Origin of the sequence: Paenarthrobacter aurescens (assembly GCF_041549525.1) — a bacterium.
GTDB lineage: Bacteria > Actinomycetota > Actinomycetes > Actinomycetales > Micrococcaceae > Arthrobacter > Arthrobacter aurescens.
Genome location: NZ_CP157456.1, coordinates 693,674 through 711,729, shown reverse-complemented (window position 1 = coordinate 711,729; position 18,056 = coordinate 693,674). Strand labels below are relative to the sequence as shown.

The following is an 18,056-nucleotide window of genomic DNA, read 5'->3' as shown; positions in this document are numbered from 1 at the left end:
CAAGCTCGCGAGGGAACCCGGCGGCCGTGGGCCCATTCCGCCCAAGGTGAGCTGTTCGCTTCGCTCACCGGAAGGCACGACGGCGGCACTCGCCGCTGCGGCCGGGAGGGGGAATCCGGAAGCGTGCGTAAAAGGGGCCCTGTCCCGGCCGCCGGCCGAGCTCTGCGAGGCCAAGCGGGCGGGATGGGGAATAGCACGCGGAGGATTACCCAACCCGGCACCAAACGAGCTGCCCAAGCACCGCCGTCGAACATTTGCTTCTCATAGGAGAGATTGACATGAACAGCTTCACTGACAACTTCACTATCAATGGCATCACTATCACCGCGCAGCCCATTTGCCGGCAGAACGAGGTCCTCACGCCGGACGCCCTTGAGTTCATTGGCAAGTTGCACAGGGCTACGGCGGATCGTCGTCAGGAGCTGATGCAGGCACGGCACACCCGCCGTGGGCAGATCGCTGCAGGTCAGGATCCGCGTTTCCGCCCGGAAACTGAAGGCATCCGCAATGACCCGTCCTGGCGTGTGGCTCCCCCGGCCCCGGGTTTGGAGGACCGCCGCGTGGAGATCACCGGTCCCGTGGATAAGAAGATGACCATCAATGCCCTGAACTCGGGGGCGAAGGTGTGGCTGGCGGACATGGAAGACTCCTCCACTCCGACGTGGCGCAACGTGATCCAGGGCCAGCTGAACCTGACCGATGCTCTGGAACGCCGGATCGATTTCACCACCCCTGAGGGCAAGGAATACAAGCTCAAGCCTGCAGGAGACCTGCCCACCATTGTGGTCCGTCCCCGGGGTTGGCACCTGCCGGAGAAGCACATGCTCATTGACGGCAAGCCTATTGCCGGCGGCATTGTGGACTTCGGTTTGTTCTTCTTCCACAACGCCCGCCGCCTGCTGGCCCAGGGCAAGGGCCCGTACTTCTACCTGCCGAAGATCGAGAACCACCTCGAAGCCCGCCTGTGGAACGACATCTTTGTCCTGGCTCAGGACCTGCTGGGCATCCCGCAGGGAACCATCCGCGCCACGGTGCTGATCGAAACCATCACGGCCGCGTTCGAGATGGAGGAGATCCTGTACGAACTGCGGGACCACGCCGCAGGTTTGAACGCAGGCCGCTGGGATTACATCTTCTCCCTGATCAAGAACTTCCGTACCCGCGGACCCCGTTTTGTCCTCCCGGACCGCGGCCAGGTGACCATGACCCAGCCGTTCATGCGCGCCTACACCGAGCAGCTGGTCCGGGCTTGCCACCGCCGCGGTGCCATGGCTATTGGTGGCATGGCTGCAGCTGTTCCCAACCGCAAGGACGAGGCAGCCAACACCGCTTCGTTCGAGAAAGTCCGTGCGGACAAGACCCGTGAGGCCAATGACGGTTTTGACGGCTCGTGGGTGGCCCACCCTGACCTGGTGCCGGTATGCCGCGAAGTTTTTGACTCAGTTCTCGGAGACCGCCCCAACCAGCTGGACCGCTCCCGCGAGGACGTCACCCCTGATGACCGTGCGCTGATCGACATCGCCAGCACGGAAGGAACCATCACCGAGGGCGGTATCAGGATCAACATCGAGGTGGGCATTCGGTACATCGAGTCTTGGCTGCGGGGCAACGGCGCTGTGGCCATCCACAACCTCATGGAAGACGCCGCCACCGCGGAGATCTCCCGCTCCCAGCTCTGGCAGTGGATCCACTCCCACGCCATCACCGACCACGGCGACATCATCACCCGCGAATGGGTGGAGGACATGCTGGATGAGGAATACGCCCGCCTGGAACGCTTCGACGGAGACCGTTTTGCTGATGCCCGCGCCATCTTCGAAGAAGTGACCCTGGCCGAGGAATTCCCCACCTTCCTCACCATCCCCGCGTACGCCCGTTTTCTCACCGAAGCCCGTGAAGAGGCCACGGAGGAGGAACTCGTCGCCGCCTAGGCCTCATGACCTGAGGTAGCGACCACCACAAGCCCCGACGCCGGGCTGCCTGCACTCTTCGCAACAAGTGACCCCGATGGTCGGGGAGGCAGCCCAGCAGCGGGGCTTCTGGCGTTAAGCCTGCCTGGCCACCCAGCGCACAGACAACGTGGTGCTCACAAAGAACGTAAGCACCGAGCCAAGAATCACCAACAACGGAACGGTCCAGCCGTCAGTCACACTGTGCACAAACCCAATGGCCGTGGGAGCCAACGCAGCAAAGCAGTACCCCACACCCTGTACCACGGCGGACATCTTGCCCGCGGCCGCCTGGGATTGCGCGAATTTGATGATGGCAATGAAGATCACCGTGATTCCACCGCCCTGAGCCACACCGCCCATCGAGGACCACATCCACCACCACGAGGGTGCCAGCAACAAGCCAAGGGGAACCGTCAGCCACAGCGCGCTCAAGGTGACCGCCACCGCCGTCGTACTGGCGAAGCGGGCCAGGAGCGGCACGCCCAGGCCGCCCACAATGGCGAAGATCTGGAACAGTGAAGAGCCGGCCCCTGCTTCGGCAGTGCCCATGGCGAGTTCATCCGAGAGGAAGCTGGGAAGCCAGGCAGTGACCCCGTAATAGGAGAACGCCTGCCCCGCGAAGCCAAGCGTCAGGCCAACAGTCAGCCACCCCACACCCGCAACCCGCCCGGCACCGGAAGCAGCAGATGAAGGAACGGCTGCAGGCACAAAAGCCCGGCGCGCACCAACAGTAGGCACCCAGAACAGGATTGCCGCCAACGCCAGCAGGGCGCTCGCAGCCAGGGCGAGCCGCCATCCCACCAACTCAGCCAGTGGCGCGGTGGCCACGGAGGTGAGGAACGAGCCCACGTTCAGCGCCGCAGTGTAAACGCCCATGGCGGTGGCTTGGCGCCTCGGTGCAAAGTCGCGCCGGATGATCAGCGGCACCGCAATGTTGCCGATGGTTATGGCAACACCAATGATCACCGTGCCGGCCATCACCAGCGCACCACCGCCGCTGGACCGGATCACTACCCCGGCCAGGACACCCAGAAGCGTCAGCATCACCGCGAATTCGGCACCCAGCCTGCGGCCCGCCAAAGAAGCCAAGGGCGAGGCGAGCGAGAAGCACAGCACGGGAATGCCGGTCAGAAGTCCCAGCTCAACGGGCGAGAACCCAAGGTCCTGTTGCAATGAATCCACCACGGGAGCAACTGCCACAAAAGGACCGCGCATGTTCAGCGCAATGAGGCCGATGCACGCGAGGATCAACCAACCGCGGGGAATCCTGGCAAGGAATTGGCTCATGGGGCATACGGAGAGGCAGGAAGCGTTTTCATCACTTTCATTGCTATCACGGCGCTACCCGGCAACCGGCATCCGGCAGAGCTCATCCCGCTGCGTGGAGCGTGGCCTCAATCACTGCAGGCGAGAGAACGTGTTGGGTCACCAGATGGCTGGCACCCAGAATGGCCGCGCGCTGGCCGGCCATGGAGATGCCGATGCGCAGGTGCGTGGTGGCCAGGGGCAGGGACCTACGGTAGACCACTTCGCGGATCCCTGCCACCAGGTGCTCGCCGGCTTCTCCCACGCTGCCGCCGATGATGATCATGGATGGATTGAGAAGGTTGACCACGGTGGCCAGGACATCGCCCACATCCCGCCCGGCCTGCCGCAGCGCCTGGATGGCTTGCAGATTCCCCTCGCCAACGAGCCTCAGGACGTCCGCACCGCTGGCAGCTTCCAGCCCCTGCGCCTTCAGCTGACGTGCGACGGCGGGACCTGAGGCAAGCGCTTCAAGGCAGCCGTGGTTGCCGCAGCGGCACAGGACGTCGTCGCCGCGTGGCACGCGGACGTGGCCGAGGTCCCCGGCGGTGCCGTTGGCCCCACGCTGGAGTTGGCCGCTGCTGATGATGCCCGCGCCAATGCCGGTGGCCACCTTGATGAAGAGGAAGTTCTGGTGATCCGGCCAGTACGCGGTGCGTTCACCGAGGGCCATGATGTTGACGTCGTTATCCACCAGGACCGGGACCGGCAGGGAGCGCTGAACGTGGGAAACGACGTCGAATCCGTCCCAGCCCGGCATGATGGGCGGTTTTACCGGCCTGCCGCTGGCGTGCTCCACGGGACCGGGCAGGCCGATGCCTATTCCGGCGAGGTCTTCCGGTTCGCGTCCTGCTTCAGTCAGAAGTTCACGGCCTGCTGCTACAACCCGGCCCAGAACCACGTCCGGCCCTTCAGCCACTTCCTGCCGCAGGCGTTGCTCGGCCAGAACGTTGCCGCCGAGGTCGGTGACGGCAACAATCACGTGGGTAGCTCCGACGTCGACGGCCAAAACCACGCGTGCGGCGGGGTTGAAGGCAATGCGCGACGGCGGCCTGCCGCCTGTGGAGGTGGCCTCACCTGCGGGGCCAACCAGCCCGGAACTGATCAGGGCGTCAATGCGTGAGGCGACCGTGGAGCGGGCGAGGCCTGTGGTTTCTGCGATTTCAGCGCGGGTACGGGCTTTGCCGTCGCGAAGGAGCTGGAAGAGATTCCCGGCCCGTGAAAGATTGCCGGCCTCTGGCGCGGGGCTTATTCCGGCGTCGATTCCGGCCTCAGATGTCATGCATTCAGTGAAGCACGATTGCTTATGCGTGTCACTCAGCGGAAGTTTAAGCGTTTTTCTTCAACTTTTGCTGGACGCTCGGCAAAAGTCCCTCTAGGCTGAAAAGAGCTGGTGACTCACCCATTGATGGGTGGAATCTGTGGCTCCCCTCAGGGGCGCTCACTAGACTGGCGCCAAGGCCCTGATTTTGCGGAAAACTTCTCCCGAAAAGGAACCCAATGTCTTACTCACTCCAGCTGTACACCCTCCGCGATGCCATCGGAGAGGACCTGCCGGGAACAATCAAGAGGGTTGCCGAGATCGGTTTCACGCAGGTGGAACCGTACAACTTTGTGGCCACAGCTTCTGAGCTTGGCCGGGCTTTGAAGGAGAACGGCCTGACGGCGCCATCCGGGCACGCTCCACTGCTCTCTCAGGACCAGGACCAGATTTTCGCCGCAGCCAAGGAACTGGGCATCACCACGGTCATTGATCCGTTCCTCCCGGCCGAGCACTGGCAGTCCGCCGAGGACATCCAGGCCACCGCTGCCAAACTCAACGCAGCCGCGAAGAAGGGTGCTGAGTACGGCATCCGCGTGGGCTACCACAACCACGCCTGGGAGCTGGAGTCCATCATCGAAGGCAAGACCGCCCTGGAGTACCTCGAAGGTTTGCTTGACCCGGAACTGGTGCTGGAAGTGGACACCTACTGGGTAGCCGTCGGCGGCCAGGACCCGGTGGAGCTGCTGGCCCGTTTGGGCGACCGGGTGAAACTCATCCACATCAAGGACGGCCCGGCCACTACTGACACCAAAGCCCAGCAACCGGCAGGCCAGGGCACCGTTCCGGTCCTGGACGTGATCGCCGCAGCAAAGTCCCTTGAAGTTGGCGTGGTGGAATTCGACGACTACTCCGGCGACATTTTCGAAGGCATCACCGAGAGCCTGGCGTACCTCACCGCCGCAGCCAGCGCAGACGCAGCCGGCAACCAGACCGCAGAAGGAGTACAGGCGTGAGCTTCTCCCCCTCAACCCGTAAAGGCCCCGTGGGCGTTGCCGTCATTGGCGCGGGAAACATCAGCAAGCAGTACCTGGACAACCTCACGGTCTTCCCTGACCTGAAAGTCCTGGTGGTCGCGGACCTCTTCGTCGAAACAGCCGAGGCCCGCGCCAAGGAGTACGGGATCGCCGAGTTCGGTACGCCGGAGCTGGCGCTGAACCATCCCGACGTCGAGCTCATCATCAACCTCACCATCCCGGCAGCGCACGTGGAAGTTGCCACCGCAGCGGTGAACGCCGGCAAGCACGTGTGGACCGAGAAGCCCTTCTCCCTGGACCGCGAATCCGGGCTGGAACTGCTCAAAGCAGCGGACGCCGCCGGAATCCGCCTGGGCACCGCTCCTGATACCTTCCTTGGCGCCGGCCTTCAGACCGCACGCCGCATCATTGAACGCGGCGATATTGGCACACCGCTGACCGGCATGACCACCTTCCAGACCCCTGGCCCGGAGTCATGGCACCCCAACCCCGCCTTCCTGTTCCAGCACGGTGCCGGCCCCCTGTTCGACATGGGCCCGTACTACCTCACCGCACTGGTCCAGACGTTCGGCTCGGTCCGTAAGGTGGCCGCCGTCGGCTCCTCGGCAAAGGCAACGCGCATCATTGGTTCCGGTCCGAAGGCCGGCGAGGAATTCGCCGTCGAGGTCCCCACGCATGTCTCCGCGATGGCGCAGTTCGAGGGCGGCCAGTCCTCACACAGCGTCTTCTCCTTCGAATCCCCGCGCCAGCGCATGGGCTTTGTTGAGATCACCGGCTCCGAAGCCACCCTGTCCCTCCCGGACCCCAACTACTTTGACGGCGACCTCAAGCTCTGGCGTCCGGGTAAGGAAGAACCCGAGATCATCCCCGCCACCGGACCCGCGAACGGCCGCGGGATGGGCGCCCTGGACATGGCCCGCGCCATCCGCTCCGGTGGTTCGCACCGCGCTACCGGTGAACTGGCCTACCACGTGCTGGACACCATGGTCTCCATCACCGAATCGGTGGAATCCGGCACTTTTGTGGACGTCACCTCCAACGCCCCCGCTTCCGAGGCCCTCCCTGAGGACTGGGCGCCCGAAACAGCGACGCTCTAGAACCGGCGAGGAACACTATGACTACCTCTTCAAACACGCCGTTGGGTGTTGCCGCAATCGGTTACGCATTCATGGGCAAGGCCCACTCGAATGCGTGGCGGAACGTGGCCAGTTTCTTTGACGTTCCGGCCTTCGAGCAGAAAGTGCTGGTAGGCAGGGACGCGGACGCCGTCTCCGAAGCAGCTGCAAAGTATGGCTGGGCCGAGTCCGCCACCGATTGGCGTTCCGTCATTGAGCGGGACGACATCCACATTGTCGACATCTGCGCGCCGGGCTGGATGCACGCTGAGATTGCCACCGCCGCATTGGAAGCCGGCAAGCACGTCCTGGTGGAAAAGCCCTTGGCCAACACCCTCGGCGAGGCAGAACTGATGACGGCGGCCGCCGCGAAAGCCCGGGCGCGCGGCGTGCAGTCGATGATCGGCTTCAACTACCGCCGCGTCCCTGCCCTGGCGCTGGCGCGTGAACTGATTGCCGAGGGGCGCCTTGGCACCGTTCGCCATGTTCGCGCCGCGTACCTGCAGGACTGGCTGACCGATGCCGAGTCCCCCATGACGTGGCGCCTCCGCAAGGAGACCGCCGGATCCGGCGCGCTGGGAGACATCGCCTCCCACGCCATCGACCAGATCCTGTACCTCCTGGACGATTCCGTCACCGAGGTCTCCGGCCGCCTCCAGACGTTCGTGGATCAGCGCCCCGGTCCTACGGCAGGCGCGCTGGAAGATGTAACGGTCGACGACGCCGCCTGGGTTAACCTCTCGCTCGCCTCAGGAGCAATCGCCTCGGTGGAAGCGTCCCGGGTAGCCACCGGCCAGAAGAACTCCCTGAGGATCGAAATCTACGGTTCCCTTGGTTCGCTGACGTTCGATCTTGAGAACCTGAACGAACTCTATTTCATGGACGCCACAGTGCCTGTCCGCGAGCAGGGCTTCCGAAGGATCCTGGTCAACGAACCCGAACACCCTTACTTGGGGGCTTGGTGGCCGCAGGGTCACATCATCGGCTGGGAGCACACCTTCACGCACCAGATCCGTGATTTCCTCACCGCGATCGCGGCCGGAGAGTCGCCGTCGCCGTCGTTTGAAGAGGGCCTGAACGTCCAGTACATCCTGGCCGCCGTGGAAGAGTCCGCTGCCGCCAAGAGTTCATTGATCCAGCTGCCTGCAAGGGCAACCAGCACTGTTATTGAAGGAGCCTGACATGCCCCGCCCGTACACCCTGTTCACCGGCCAGTGGGCCGATCTTCCCTTCGAGGAAGTTGCACGGCTCGCTTCCGGCTGGGGCTACGACGGCCTGGAAATCGCCGTCTCCGGAGACCACCTGGACGCCTGGCGCTGGGACGAGCCCGGCTACGTCGAGTCCAAGCTCGCTGTCCTGGAGAAGTACAACCTGAAGGTTTGGGCCATCTCCAACCACCTCAAGGGCCAGGCTGTGTGCGATGACCCCATCGACTTCCGCCACGAAGCCATTGTTGGCTCGCGGGTGTGGGGCGACGGCGAACCCGAAGGTGTCCGCCAGCGCGCTGCGGAGGAAATGAAGCACACCGCCCGCCTTGCCCGCGCCCTGGGCGTGGACACGGTCGTCGGATTTACCGGTTCCTCCATCTGGCAGTACGTGGCCATGTTCCCGCCGGTCCCGGAAAAGGTCATCGAGGCCGGCTACCAGGACTTCGCTGATCGCTGGAACCCGATCCTTGACGTTTTTGATGAATGCGGGGTCCGCTTCGCCCACGAAGTCCACCCTTCCGAAATCGCCTACGACTACTGGACCACCGTCCGGACCCTCGAAGCGATCGGCCACCGGCCTGCCTTCGGCCTGAACTGGGACCCGTCCCACTTCATGTGGCAGGGCATCGATCCTGTGTCCTTCATCTGGGACTTCAAGGACCGGATCTACCACGTGGACTGCAAGGACACCAAGCTCCGCCCCACCGGACGGAACACCGTCATGGGCTCACACCTGCCCTGGGGCGATCCCCGCCGAGGCTGGGACTTCGTCTCCGCCGGACGCGGTGACGTGCCGTGGGAATCCTCCTTCCGCGCCCTCACGGCCATCGGATACGACGGACCCATTTCCGTGGAATGGGAGGACGCCGGCATGGACCGCCTCCACGGGGCACCCGAAGCTTTGGCCGCGCTGAAAAAGTTCGACTTCCCGGCGTCGCAAACTTCCTTCGACGCCGCTTTCAGCAGCAAGGACTGATCACGTGACCCTCAGCAACGGCACCTCCGATGGCACAATCCGCTGGGGCATCCTCGGCACAGGATTCATTGCCGGACTCCAGACCAAGGACTTGAAGGAGAACGGGTTCACGGTTCAGGCCGTGGGTTCGCGCTCTGCGGAGTCCAGTGAGGTGTTCGCTGAGGAGTACGGCGTGGCCACAGCGCACGGCAGCTACGAGGACCTTGTTGCCGACCCCTTGGTGGACGTCGTCTACATCGCCACGCCACACCCTTTCCATCACGCAAATGCTCTCCTGGCATTGAACGCCGGCAAGCACGTGCTGGTGGAGAAGGCATTCACCATGAATGCACGCCAGGCTCAGGAGATTATTGACCTGGCGGCGGCCAAGGGGCTTGTGGCCCTGGAAGCCATGTGGACCCGGTTCCTGCCGCACATGATCCGAATCCGGGAGCTCATCGCTGCCGGCACCATTGGAGAGGTTCGCAAGGTAGTGGCCACCCACAACCAGAGCCTTCCCAAGGACCCAGCGCACCGGTTGAATGATCCTGCCTTGGGCGGCGGAGCGTTGCTGGACCTCGGTATTTATCCGATCTCCTTTGCCTTTGACATCCTAGGCACGCCTGCATCAATCGTGGCCAGCGCCTCCATGTCCGCAACGGGCGTGGATCGCCAGACGGCAGCGATCTTCGAATACGCCGGCGGCGCCCAGGCCATTGTTGATTGCGAGCTGGACGCCGCCAGTGCCAACCGTGCCATGGTGATAGGGACCGAAGGTTGGATCGAGATCGAGCACACTTGGTACAACCCGGTGCCCTTCACGGTTTTTGCCGTTGATGGCGCTGTTGTTGAGCGATACGAACAAGCTGTCAGCAGCCGGGGTATGCAGTACCAGGCCGCTGAGATGGAACGCCTGATCCGCTCGGGCGAGACTGCCGGGACCATGCTGCCTCCCGCTGAGACCGTGGCCATCATGGCTGCCATGGACGAGATCCGTGAGCAGATCGGGCTTCGCTATGACTCAGATGCCGTTGTGGAAGGAAACCAGTCATGACCGAATCACCGCGTCTTGCCGAACTCCGTCAACAGGAAGAGGAACTGGTCTTCGCTTCCTTCGATCATCACGACGCCTGGCGGCTGGGTTCATTGATCGCCAACCACGCCATCGCCTCGGAGCTTGGCGTTGCCATTGATATCCGCCGCCACAACGTTGTGCTGTTCCGCTGCGTCCTGCCCGGAGCCACCTCAGACCAGGAGGAATGGATCCGCCGCAAGTCCGCTTCGGTGCTGCGGTTCGAGCACAGCACGGCCTTGCTGGGAGAACAATTTTCCGCGCGCAACCCGCTCGGCGGCGGGTGGCTGGCTCCGGAGGACTACACCCTGGCGGGCGGTTCCTTCCCCATCCGGGTGAGAGGCGCCGGCGTGATCGGCGCTGTCACTGTTTCCGGGCTGAGCTCTGACGAGGACCACCAGATGGTGGTGGACGGGATCCGGAATTACTTGAAGACGGTAGGGGTTTAGTAGCCGCCGGTACTACGCGAAGGAAGACCATGCCCACTCCCGAACATCCCCTCCGCAAACTTGGATTCCTCACCATCGGCCTGTTCCACCCCGATGATCCGGCTGCCGGCCACCGGTCCACGCTGGAGATCATTGAGCTCGGTGAGCAACTGGGGTTTGACAGCGCCTGGTTGAGGCACCGGCACCTGCAGTTCGGCATCTCCTCCCCCGTGGCGGTGATGGCCGCCGCCAGCCAGCGCACGTCAAGGATTGAGCTCGGTACCGCGGTCACTCCGCTTGGATGGGAGAACCCATTGCGGTTGGCGGAGGATCTGGCCACGGTGGATCTGCTCTCCGGGGGTCGCATTAATCCCGGGATTAGCGTGGGCGAACCAATGCACTACGACACCGTGAAGCATGATCTGTACCCGGATTCTTCGGAAACGGAGGACTTCTCCTATGCCCGCGTGGACCGGTTCGCCCGTCTGGTTGCAGGCGAAAAAGTACGCGACTTCTCCGGTAAGCAAGGCGTTGTGGAGGAGTTCTCCAACCGTGTAGAGCCACACTCGCCCGGCCTGCGCAGCCGTCTTTGGTACGGGGCAGGAAGCATGAAGTCTGCCGTATGGGCCGGAACGAACGACTTCAATTTGTTGTCCAGCAGCGTGATCTTCCCGGACAAGGACCAGGAACCGGACTTCGCCAAAGTCCAGCAATCCCAGATCAGGGCGTACCGCGAGGCTGCCGCTGCAGCCGGGCACACTGCAGCCGGCACGCGTGCCCGGGTGTCGCAGGGCCTGGTAGTGATCCCCACAGATTCTGCTTCCAGCGCCCAACGGGCGAAGTACCAGCGGTACGTGGACGAACGCACTCCCCGCACACAGTCCCCGCAGGGACCGAAGGGCATGATGTTTGCACGGGACCTCATAGGCACCAGCGATGAAATTGCCGGGCAACTGTACGCCCACCAAGGATTCCAGGAAGTGGACGAGGTGGCATTCGCGCTGCCCTTCAGCTTCGAACACGAGGACTACGTGCAGATCCTCACGGACATCGCGCAAAAGTTGGGCCCGGCATTGGGCTGGACGCCAGCCGCCTGAGCACTGGAACCTGTACGCACAACCACCTAAGCGCAGGTTGATCCAATTCGGAGCCCTGACTCTCTGGTTACAATTGCCCCTAACTGGCCTTGTCACGTAGTGAGTTGAGACTGTCATAAAACTCGTAGAATAGTCACAAAATGAGACAACTGTGTCAGGTAAATAGAATGCTAACTCTTTGTAACTGACGTACCTGAATCTTGTACGGGTGGATCCTGGGTGATAGCGTCTTGCTGGCTAGGCATATGGGGGCTTCGGCAAAGCATTTGTATAACGCTTTTAGCGGCTATCAAAATTTGAATTCATCACTTAGCCCAGGGGAACAAATGAGAAAAACCATTGCAACAATTATGCTCGCAGGAACTGTCATGTTCGCTAGCGCCTCGTCGGCCATGGCCAGCACCTATCCAGCACCAGGCGATGAGCAGGGAACCGTTACGGACGGCACCATCAATCGCGGCGAAACGATCACCTTTTCCGGCGGCGGATACATCCCCGGCGAGACCGTGAATATCACTTTTGAGAAGAGAGGTGGCCCGCAGGGAACCCCTCCGGCCCCCATCAGCGTCGTCGCCGACGGCAATGGCACCATCTCCGCTGACATCACCTTCGAAAACGCGGGCAGCTACATAATTTCCGCCGTCGGTGCCACATCCGGCAATATCCGCTCCGCACGCGTCGCTGTAAACAACGGCAATCATGGGGGCGGAAATAACGGCAAGGGCAAGGGTGGGTCCGATTTCGTTGCCGCCTCCAGTGTTACCGATGCAGGGACGGCGGCTGATGCTGCAGCCATTCCGGCCGATTCCGGCATGGTTACGTGGGGCCTGGCTGGTGCCGGCGTGCTCGCGGCAGGCGCTGCAACCGTAGTGGTGGCACGTCGTCGCGCCGGCACGAACGCGTCAGATTAGGAGCCACTCATAAAGCAGGGTGGGTTCCTGTGTGAGGAACCCACCCTGCTTCAGGCGGTGACGTACTGTTCACCGCCCTTTCAGCACGTAGCGCCTTTCAGGACGTCCGACGCCGTACTTGAGTCTGACCTCCAGCGCCCCCTCGTCGTGGAGGTACTCCAGGTAACGGCGTGCGCTGACCCGGGACGTGCCGAGCTGCTCGGCCAGCTCCGCTGCGGAGAGGTCTCCCGGTGCTGTTTTCAGGGCTGATTCAACCAGCTCGAGCGTCTCCACACTGCAGCCTTTTGGCAGGGTCCGCTCAGAAACACTCAACCCGAAGACACGGTTCACATCGGACTGCTCGGCCTCCACTTTGGAGGCGTCCAGGCCTTGGTAGGCGCTGAGGTAGTGCTCCAGTCGCTCGTGCAGATCGGTTTGGGAGAACGGTTTGATGAGATAGTGCACAATCCCGCCGCGCAGGGCCTTCCGAACGGTTTCCACTTCCCTGGCTGCGCTGATCACCAGGACGTCAAGGTCCGGGGCTACGTCGCGAAGCTGGTGCATAAGCTCCAAGCCGTTGATGTCCGGAAGATGGATATCCAGCAGCACCAGGTCCGGCTGCAACCGTTCGGTTTCCACCAGGGCCTGCCCACCGGTGTGTGCTACGCCCACCACGGCGAACCCGGGTGTCCGTTGGATAAACCCGGCATGGACTTTGGCCACCATGAAGTCGTCGTCCACAATCAGTACCTTGATCACAGGTGGTGTGCCCCTTTGCTGATGTCTGAGTCGTTTTTACTGAACGTTGCAGTGAACACCGCACCATGATCGTTCGAAAAGCCGAGGTCACCGCCGGAACGCCGGCAGATCACACGGGACAAGGCCAGACCGAACCCCCGCGCGTCTCCTGTTCCGGGCTCTTTGGTGGAGAAACCCTGCCGGAAAATATCCTCTGCGGAGCCGCTCGGCACCCCAGGGCCGTTGTCCCGGACAGTGACTGTGACTTCGTCATCGGAGTGGACCACCAGCACTTGGACCGATGCTCCGGGAAGTCCCGTGACGGCGTCGAACGCGTTATCCACCAGGTTGCCCACCACAGTGGTGAGATCGCGGGACAGTTCCTCGTTCACGCGCGGCAGTGCGGACTTCGGATCCAGCTTCAGTTCCACGCCTCGCTCTGTTGCCAAACTGGCCTTGGCGATGAGGAGTGCGGCGAGCGCGGGGTCCTGGATGCGGCTGGTGACGTCGTCGTTGAGCCGGGTGCGGTCCACGGTTGCGCCGTTGACGAACTGCACCACGGAGTCGTATTCGCCGATCTGGATGAGGCCAGAGATGACGTGGAGCTGGTTGGCGAACTCGTGCGCTTGGGCCCTCAAGGTGTCAGTGACAGTCTTGGTGGCGCCGAGTTCGCTTTCAAGGGAGGACAATTCCGTCCGGTCCCTCAGCGTTGTCACTGAGCCGATGTCCCGTCCGTGGGAGCGCAGGGCTACACGGTTCATGACCACCAGCCGCTCGCCCACGAGCACCAGTTGATCGGGGTCGGATTGCTCACGGGTGAGGACTGTTTTCAGGGCGGGGTCCACGTGGAGGGAGCGTAGTTTTTTGCCCACGCAGTCCGGGGGCAGGCCAAGGAGTCGCCGGGCGCTTTCATTGGCCACGGTGATGCGTTCGTGCGGATCCAACGCTACTACGCCCTCTTTCAGGCCTTGCAGCATCGCTTCGCGGTTTTCCACGAGGCCTGTAATTTCCCGCGGTTCCATGCCGAGGGTTTGCCGCTTGACGCGCCGGGACAGCAGCAAGGATCCCGCCACGCCCAGGACGCTGGCAACACCGAGGTAGGTGAGCAGGTTGGGAACGGCGTCTCCCAGCCGCTCGATGGTGGAGGGGTAGTTCCTGCTGACGGATGCAACGCCGATGACTTTTCCGGAATCATTCAGGACCGGGACGTGCGCGGACAATACGGCGCCGCTGCTGCCCGGCAGGACCCCCGTCCAGGCGCGACCTTCCAACACTTGGCTTTCACCCAGCGGCAGGGGCTGGCCCAAAAGGCTGGGATCGGATGACGCCACCACGGTGGTATCGAGTTTGGCCAATGCCACCTGGGATGACCCGGACACGGTGCGGACGGATTCCGCCACGGCCGGGAGCGCTGATCCTACGCGTGGTTCGGCCTCCGGCAGCAGGGCGCGAACGGTGGGGTTGCTGCCCAATGCCTCAGCGGCCAGGAGCGCCCGGCGCCCCTCAGTCCGCTCAAAGGTAGCCGCGGATTGCGCCAGGGAAATGGCCACAACAGCAACAAGAACTGCCAGGACTATGAGTAACTGCAGCACAAGGTACTGCCCTGCCAAGGACATTCCTCTTCTTCGAGGCATTCGAGTCAGGCGAGTCACTTACTGGGTTCCTTTGGTGGTGCCGGGGAGCATTGGAGAACCGGTGGGGCGGGGGCGGCAGGAGCCGTCCCGTGGCGTACCGGAACTATACCGCAGAGGTGCAGAAGCCCAGCTGAGACCGTTGCAAGCGGCTTAAAACGGGGCAAAACCCGTGAACGCAATGAACTTAAAGATCACTGCGAACACAAGAGTGATCCCTCTCACATACGCGCCTAGCATCAAATCAACGGGCATTGCCCTGCACCCGAATTTTCAATGATGAGAAGAGGAACACCATGCGCCAGATCCGCGCATTGCGAGTCGCCGCCGTCGCAGCCGGCATCGCCCTGATGGCCACCGGCTGCGGTGCCACAGGTAAGTCCACCGGTTCTGAAAGCTCCGGCGCAGCCGCGGGGCCCATCACCGGTCTCCAGATCATGGTCCCCAACACTCCAGGTGGCGGTTACGACACCACCGCCCGGGCAGCGGCCAAGGTTCTGGACGATGAGAAGATCTCCACCAACACCGAGGTGTTCAACCTTGCCGGCGCCGGCGGCACCGTGGGCTTGGCCCGCATCGTCAACGAAAAGGGCAACGGTGACCTCACCATGCTCATGGGTCTGGGCGTTGTTGGGGCCAGCTACACCAACAAGTCCGAGTCGAAGCTGACGGAGACCACCCCGCTGGCAAAGCTGATCGAGGAACCCGGCGCCATCATGGTCAGCAAGGACTCCCCGTACAAAACCATCGATGATCTGGTGACCGCATGGAAGGCCAACCCCGCTTCCATCGCAGTGGGCGGCGGCTCCTCGCCCGGCGGCCCGGACCACCTCCTGCCCATGCAGTTGGCCGGCGCTGTTGGCATTGACGCCACCAAGGTCAACTTTGTCTCTTACGACGGCGGTGGCGACCTTCTGCCCGCCATCCTCGGTAACAAGCTGGGCTTCGCCGCCTCCGGCGCCGGCGAGTACCTTCAGCAGATCAAGTCCGGCGAGATCCGGGTTCTGGCTACCAGTGGCGAGAACCGCCTGGAAGGTGTTGACGCTCCCACGCTGAAGGAGTCCAACATTGACCTGGTCTTCACCAACTGGCGCGGCGTTGTGGCCCCTCCTGGTATCAGCGAGGACGACAAGAAATCCCTGATCGCCGCCTTGGAGAAGATGCACGCCTCGGAAGGCTGGAAGGAAGCCCTCAAGACCCACAGCTGGACGGACGCTTTTGTCACCGGTGACGAGTTCCAGACCTTCCTGACGGACCAGGACAAGCGCGTTGCGGATGTCCTCACCAAGCTCGGGTTGGCGTGAGCTCCACAACCACAGGCCTTAAAGGCCGCGCCGAGCTGGGGGTAGCCCTCCTGCTCGGCGTGGTTGGCGTCCTGGTCTTCCTGGATGCGAACGGCCTGGTGACCCCATATTCGCAGTCAGACCCCGTGGGTCCGAAGACTGTTCCGTTCATTGTTTCCGGGCTGCTGATCATCTGCGCCGTCCTCCTTGCCATCAACGTCCTCCGTGGCGGCAAAGGTGAAGCCGAAGGCGGCGAAGACGTTGACCTGGCACACCCCGCCGATTGGAAGACCGTCCTTCCCCTGGCCGGAGCTTTCATCCTGAACATCCTGCTCATCGACTGGGCCGGCTGGGTCATCTCCGGAACGGTCCTCTTCTGGGGCAGTGTGCTGGCACTCGGCAGCCGCCGCTACATCCGGGACGGCCTCATTTCCGTCGCATTGTCACTGCTGACCTTCTACGGCTTCTACCTCGGCCTGGGCATCGCACTGCCTGCCGGGCTCCTGGAAGGAATCCTCTAATGGACGTCTGGTCCTCCTTGATGGACGGTTTTGCCACCGCCCTGACCCCCATGAACCTCTTGTTCGCCGTGATCGGCGTCCTCCTGGGCACCGCCGTCGGCGTCCTTCCGGGCCTGGGTCCGGCCATGACTGTAGCCCTGCTGCTCCCGGTGACCGCCGCTTTGGAGCCCACCAGCGCCTTCATCATGTTTGCCGGCATCTACTACGGCGGCATGTTCGGCGGCTCCACCACGTCCATCCTGCTTAATACTCCGGGTGAATCGTCGTCGGTGGTGACGGCCATTGAAGGCAACAAAATGGCCAAAGCGGGCAGGGCCGCTCAAGCCCTCGCCACAGCGGCCATCGGCTCGTTCATCGCCGGTACCATCGGCACCGCGCTCCTGGCTGTGTTCGCCCCCATCGTGGTGCAGTTCGCCGTCAGCCTTGGAGCGCCCAGCTACTTCGCCATCATGGTCCTCGCGCTGCTGGCGGTGACCGCCGTCCTGGGCTCGTCCAGGCTCCGCGGCTTCGCCTCACTCGCCCTTGGTTTGGCCATCGGATTGGTGGGCATTGATTCAGTGACCGGCCAGCGCCGCCTGACCTTCGGCCAGCCCCTGCTGGTGGACGGCCTGGACATTGTGGTGGTTGCTGTGGCCATCTTCGCCGTGGGTGAAGCACTCTGGGTTGCCGCCCACCTGCGCCGCACCCCGCTGCACGTCATTCCCGTTGGCCGTCCCTGGATGGGCAAGAAGGACTGGTCCCGCTCGTGGAAGCCGTGGCTTCGCGGAACTGCCTTCGGATTCCCGTTTGGTGCACTGCCCGCCGGTGGCGCGGAAATCCCCACGTTCCTCTCCTACGTGACGGAGAAACGGCTCAGCAAGCACCCGGAGGAGTTCGGCAAGGGCGCTATTGAAGGTGTCGCCGGACCGGAAGCGGCCAACAACGCCGCCGCTGCCGGAACACTGACCCCCATGCTTGCCCTGGGCCTGCCCACCAACGCAACGGCCGCCGTGATGCTCGCTGCCTTTACGTCCTACGGCATCCAGCCCGGTCCTCAACTGTTCTCGAGCCAAGGTCCGCTGGTCTGGGCACTCATCGCCAGCCTGTTCATCGGCAACTTCCTGCTCCTGCTCATCAACCTGCCCCTGGCGCCGGTCTGGGCCAAACTGCTGCAACTCCCCCGCCCTTACCTCTACGCAGGCATCCTGTTCTTTGCCACCCTGGGTGCCTACTCGGTGAACCTGCAGGCTTTCGACCTGGTGATCCTGCTGGTGCTCGGCGCCCTCGGCTTCATGATGCGCCGGTTCGGGCTTCCGGTCCTGCCGCTGATCCTCGGCGTGATCCTGGGGCCGCGCATCGAAGGCCAGCTCCGCAAGACGCTGCAGTTGAGCGCGGGCGATCCCGCCGGCCTCTTCAGCGAACCCATCGCGATAGTGGTCTACATCATCGTGGCGATCATCCTGGCATGGCCGTTCATCTACAAGCTCATCCGCCGCAACCGTCCGGCGAAGAAACCCCTGCTCCCCGCCAACTCGGGCGCTGCAGACTACAGCGACTGAACCATCCACTTCCAGCACAAACAGG

16 protein-coding genes are annotated in these 18,056 nt (G+C 63.0%); 12 read left to right on the top strand and 4 right to left on the bottom strand.

Going from position 1 to position 18,056, the window contains the following annotated elements:
* Positions 1-278: 278 nt before the first annotated feature.
* A complete protein-coding gene (aceB, locus tag ABI796_RS03480) occupies positions 279-1,931 on the top strand; it encodes a malate synthase A (RefSeq protein ID WP_141283221.1) in 1,653 nt (550 codons plus the stop codon).
* 114 nt (positions 1,932-2,045) lie between these two features.
* Here the strand turns inward: aceB and ABI796_RS03475 are convergent, their stop codons facing one another.
* Complete coding sequence (locus tag ABI796_RS03475; protein WP_141283222.1) at positions 2,046-3,239, bottom strand: CynX/NimT family MFS transporter; 1,194 nt, start codon at positions 3,237-3,239, stop codon at positions 2,046-2,048.
* A gap of 82 nt (positions 3,240-3,321) precedes the next feature.
* Complete coding sequence (locus tag ABI796_RS03470) at positions 3,322-4,539, bottom strand: ROK family transcriptional regulator (protein ID WP_141283223.1); 1,218 nt, start codon at positions 4,537-4,539, stop codon at positions 3,322-3,324.
* A gap of 218 nt (positions 4,540-4,757) precedes the next feature.
* Between ABI796_RS03470 and ABI796_RS03465 the strand changes: the two genes are divergently transcribed.
* The 8 genes from ABI796_RS03465 to ABI796_RS03430 all read left to right on the top strand — a co-directional run bounded on the left by ABI796_RS03465 (position 4,758) and on the right by ABI796_RS03430 (position 12,341).
* The gene (locus tag ABI796_RS03465) at positions 4,758-5,534 is read left to right on the top strand and encodes a sugar phosphate isomerase/epimerase (protein WP_141283224.1); all 777 of its coding nucleotides are present in this window, start codon (positions 4,758-4,760) and stop codon (positions 5,532-5,534) included.
* Complete coding sequence (locus ABI796_RS03460; RefSeq protein ID WP_141283225.1) at positions 5,531-6,652, top strand: Gfo/Idh/MocA family protein; 1,122 nt, start codon at positions 5,531-5,533, stop codon at positions 6,650-6,652. Before ABI796_RS03465 ends, ABI796_RS03460 begins: the two co-directional genes overlap by 4 nt.
* Before the next feature lie 17 nt (positions 6,653-6,669).
* Positions 6,670-7,851, top strand: coding sequence for a Gfo/Idh/MocA family protein (locus ABI796_RS03455; RefSeq protein ID WP_141283226.1), 1,182 nt, complete (start codon positions 6,670-6,672; stop codon positions 7,849-7,851).
* A gap of 1 nt (position 7,852) precedes the next feature.
* The gene (locus ABI796_RS03450) at positions 7,853-8,854 is read left to right on the top strand and encodes a sugar phosphate isomerase/epimerase (protein WP_141283227.1); all 1,002 of its coding nucleotides are present in this window, start codon (positions 7,853-7,855) and stop codon (positions 8,852-8,854) included.
* Positions 8,855-8,858: 4 nt separating this feature from the next.
* Complete coding sequence (locus ABI796_RS03445; RefSeq protein ID WP_141283228.1) at positions 8,859-9,887, top strand: Gfo/Idh/MocA family protein; 1,029 nt, start codon at positions 8,859-8,861, stop codon at positions 9,885-9,887.
* Positions 9,884-10,354, top strand: a complete 471-nt coding sequence (locus tag ABI796_RS03440; RefSeq protein ID WP_141283229.1) for a heme-degrading domain-containing protein — start codon at positions 9,884-9,886, stop codon at positions 10,352-10,354. The genes ABI796_RS03445 and ABI796_RS03440 overlap by 4 nt, the downstream gene beginning before the upstream one ends.
* Positions 10,355-10,383: 29 nt before the next feature.
* Positions 10,384-11,430, top strand: a complete 1,047-nt coding sequence (locus tag ABI796_RS03435; RefSeq protein ID WP_141283230.1) for an LLM class flavin-dependent oxidoreductase — start codon at positions 10,384-10,386, stop codon at positions 11,428-11,430.
* A 368-nt stretch (positions 11,431-11,798) separates the two neighbouring features.
* Complete coding sequence (locus ABI796_RS03430) at positions 11,799-12,341, top strand: hypothetical protein (RefSeq protein WP_246095758.1); 543 nt, start codon at positions 11,799-11,801, stop codon at positions 12,339-12,341.
* Between the two features lie 69 nt (positions 12,342-12,410).
* On the opposite strand, the gene ABI796_RS03425 is transcribed toward ABI796_RS03430, so the two are convergent.
* Both ABI796_RS03425 and ABI796_RS03420 read right to left on the bottom strand, forming a co-directional pair.
* Positions 12,411-13,079, bottom strand: coding sequence for a response regulator (locus ABI796_RS03425; RefSeq protein ID WP_141283232.1), 669 nt, complete (start codon positions 13,077-13,079; stop codon positions 12,411-12,413).
* The gene (locus ABI796_RS03420; protein WP_141283233.1) at positions 13,076-14,674 is read right to left on the bottom strand and encodes a sensor histidine kinase; all 1,599 of its coding nucleotides are present in this window, start codon (positions 14,672-14,674) and stop codon (positions 13,076-13,078) included. The genes ABI796_RS03425 and ABI796_RS03420 overlap by 4 nt, the downstream gene beginning before the upstream one ends.
* A 311-nt stretch (positions 14,675-14,985) precedes the next feature.
* On the opposite strand from ABI796_RS03420, the gene ABI796_RS03415 reads away from it, so the two are divergent.
* The 3 genes from ABI796_RS03415 to ABI796_RS03405 are packed head-to-tail and all read left to right on the top strand — an operon-like array spanning position 14,986 to position 18,031.
* On the top strand, positions 14,986-15,993 hold the full coding sequence (locus ABI796_RS03415) for a tripartite tricarboxylate transporter substrate binding protein (protein WP_141283234.1): 1,008 nt from the start codon (positions 14,986-14,988) through the stop codon (positions 15,991-15,993).
* Complete coding sequence (locus tag ABI796_RS03410) at positions 15,990-16,493, top strand: tripartite tricarboxylate transporter TctB family protein (protein ID WP_141283235.1); 504 nt, start codon at positions 15,990-15,992, stop codon at positions 16,491-16,493. Before ABI796_RS03415 ends, ABI796_RS03410 begins: the two co-directional genes overlap by 4 nt.
* A complete protein-coding gene (locus ABI796_RS03405) occupies positions 16,493-18,031 on the top strand; it encodes a tripartite tricarboxylate transporter permease (protein ID WP_141283236.1) in 1,539 nt (512 codons plus the stop codon). Before ABI796_RS03410 ends, ABI796_RS03405 begins: the two co-directional genes overlap by 1 nt.
* Positions 18,032-18,056: the final 25 nt, after the last annotated feature.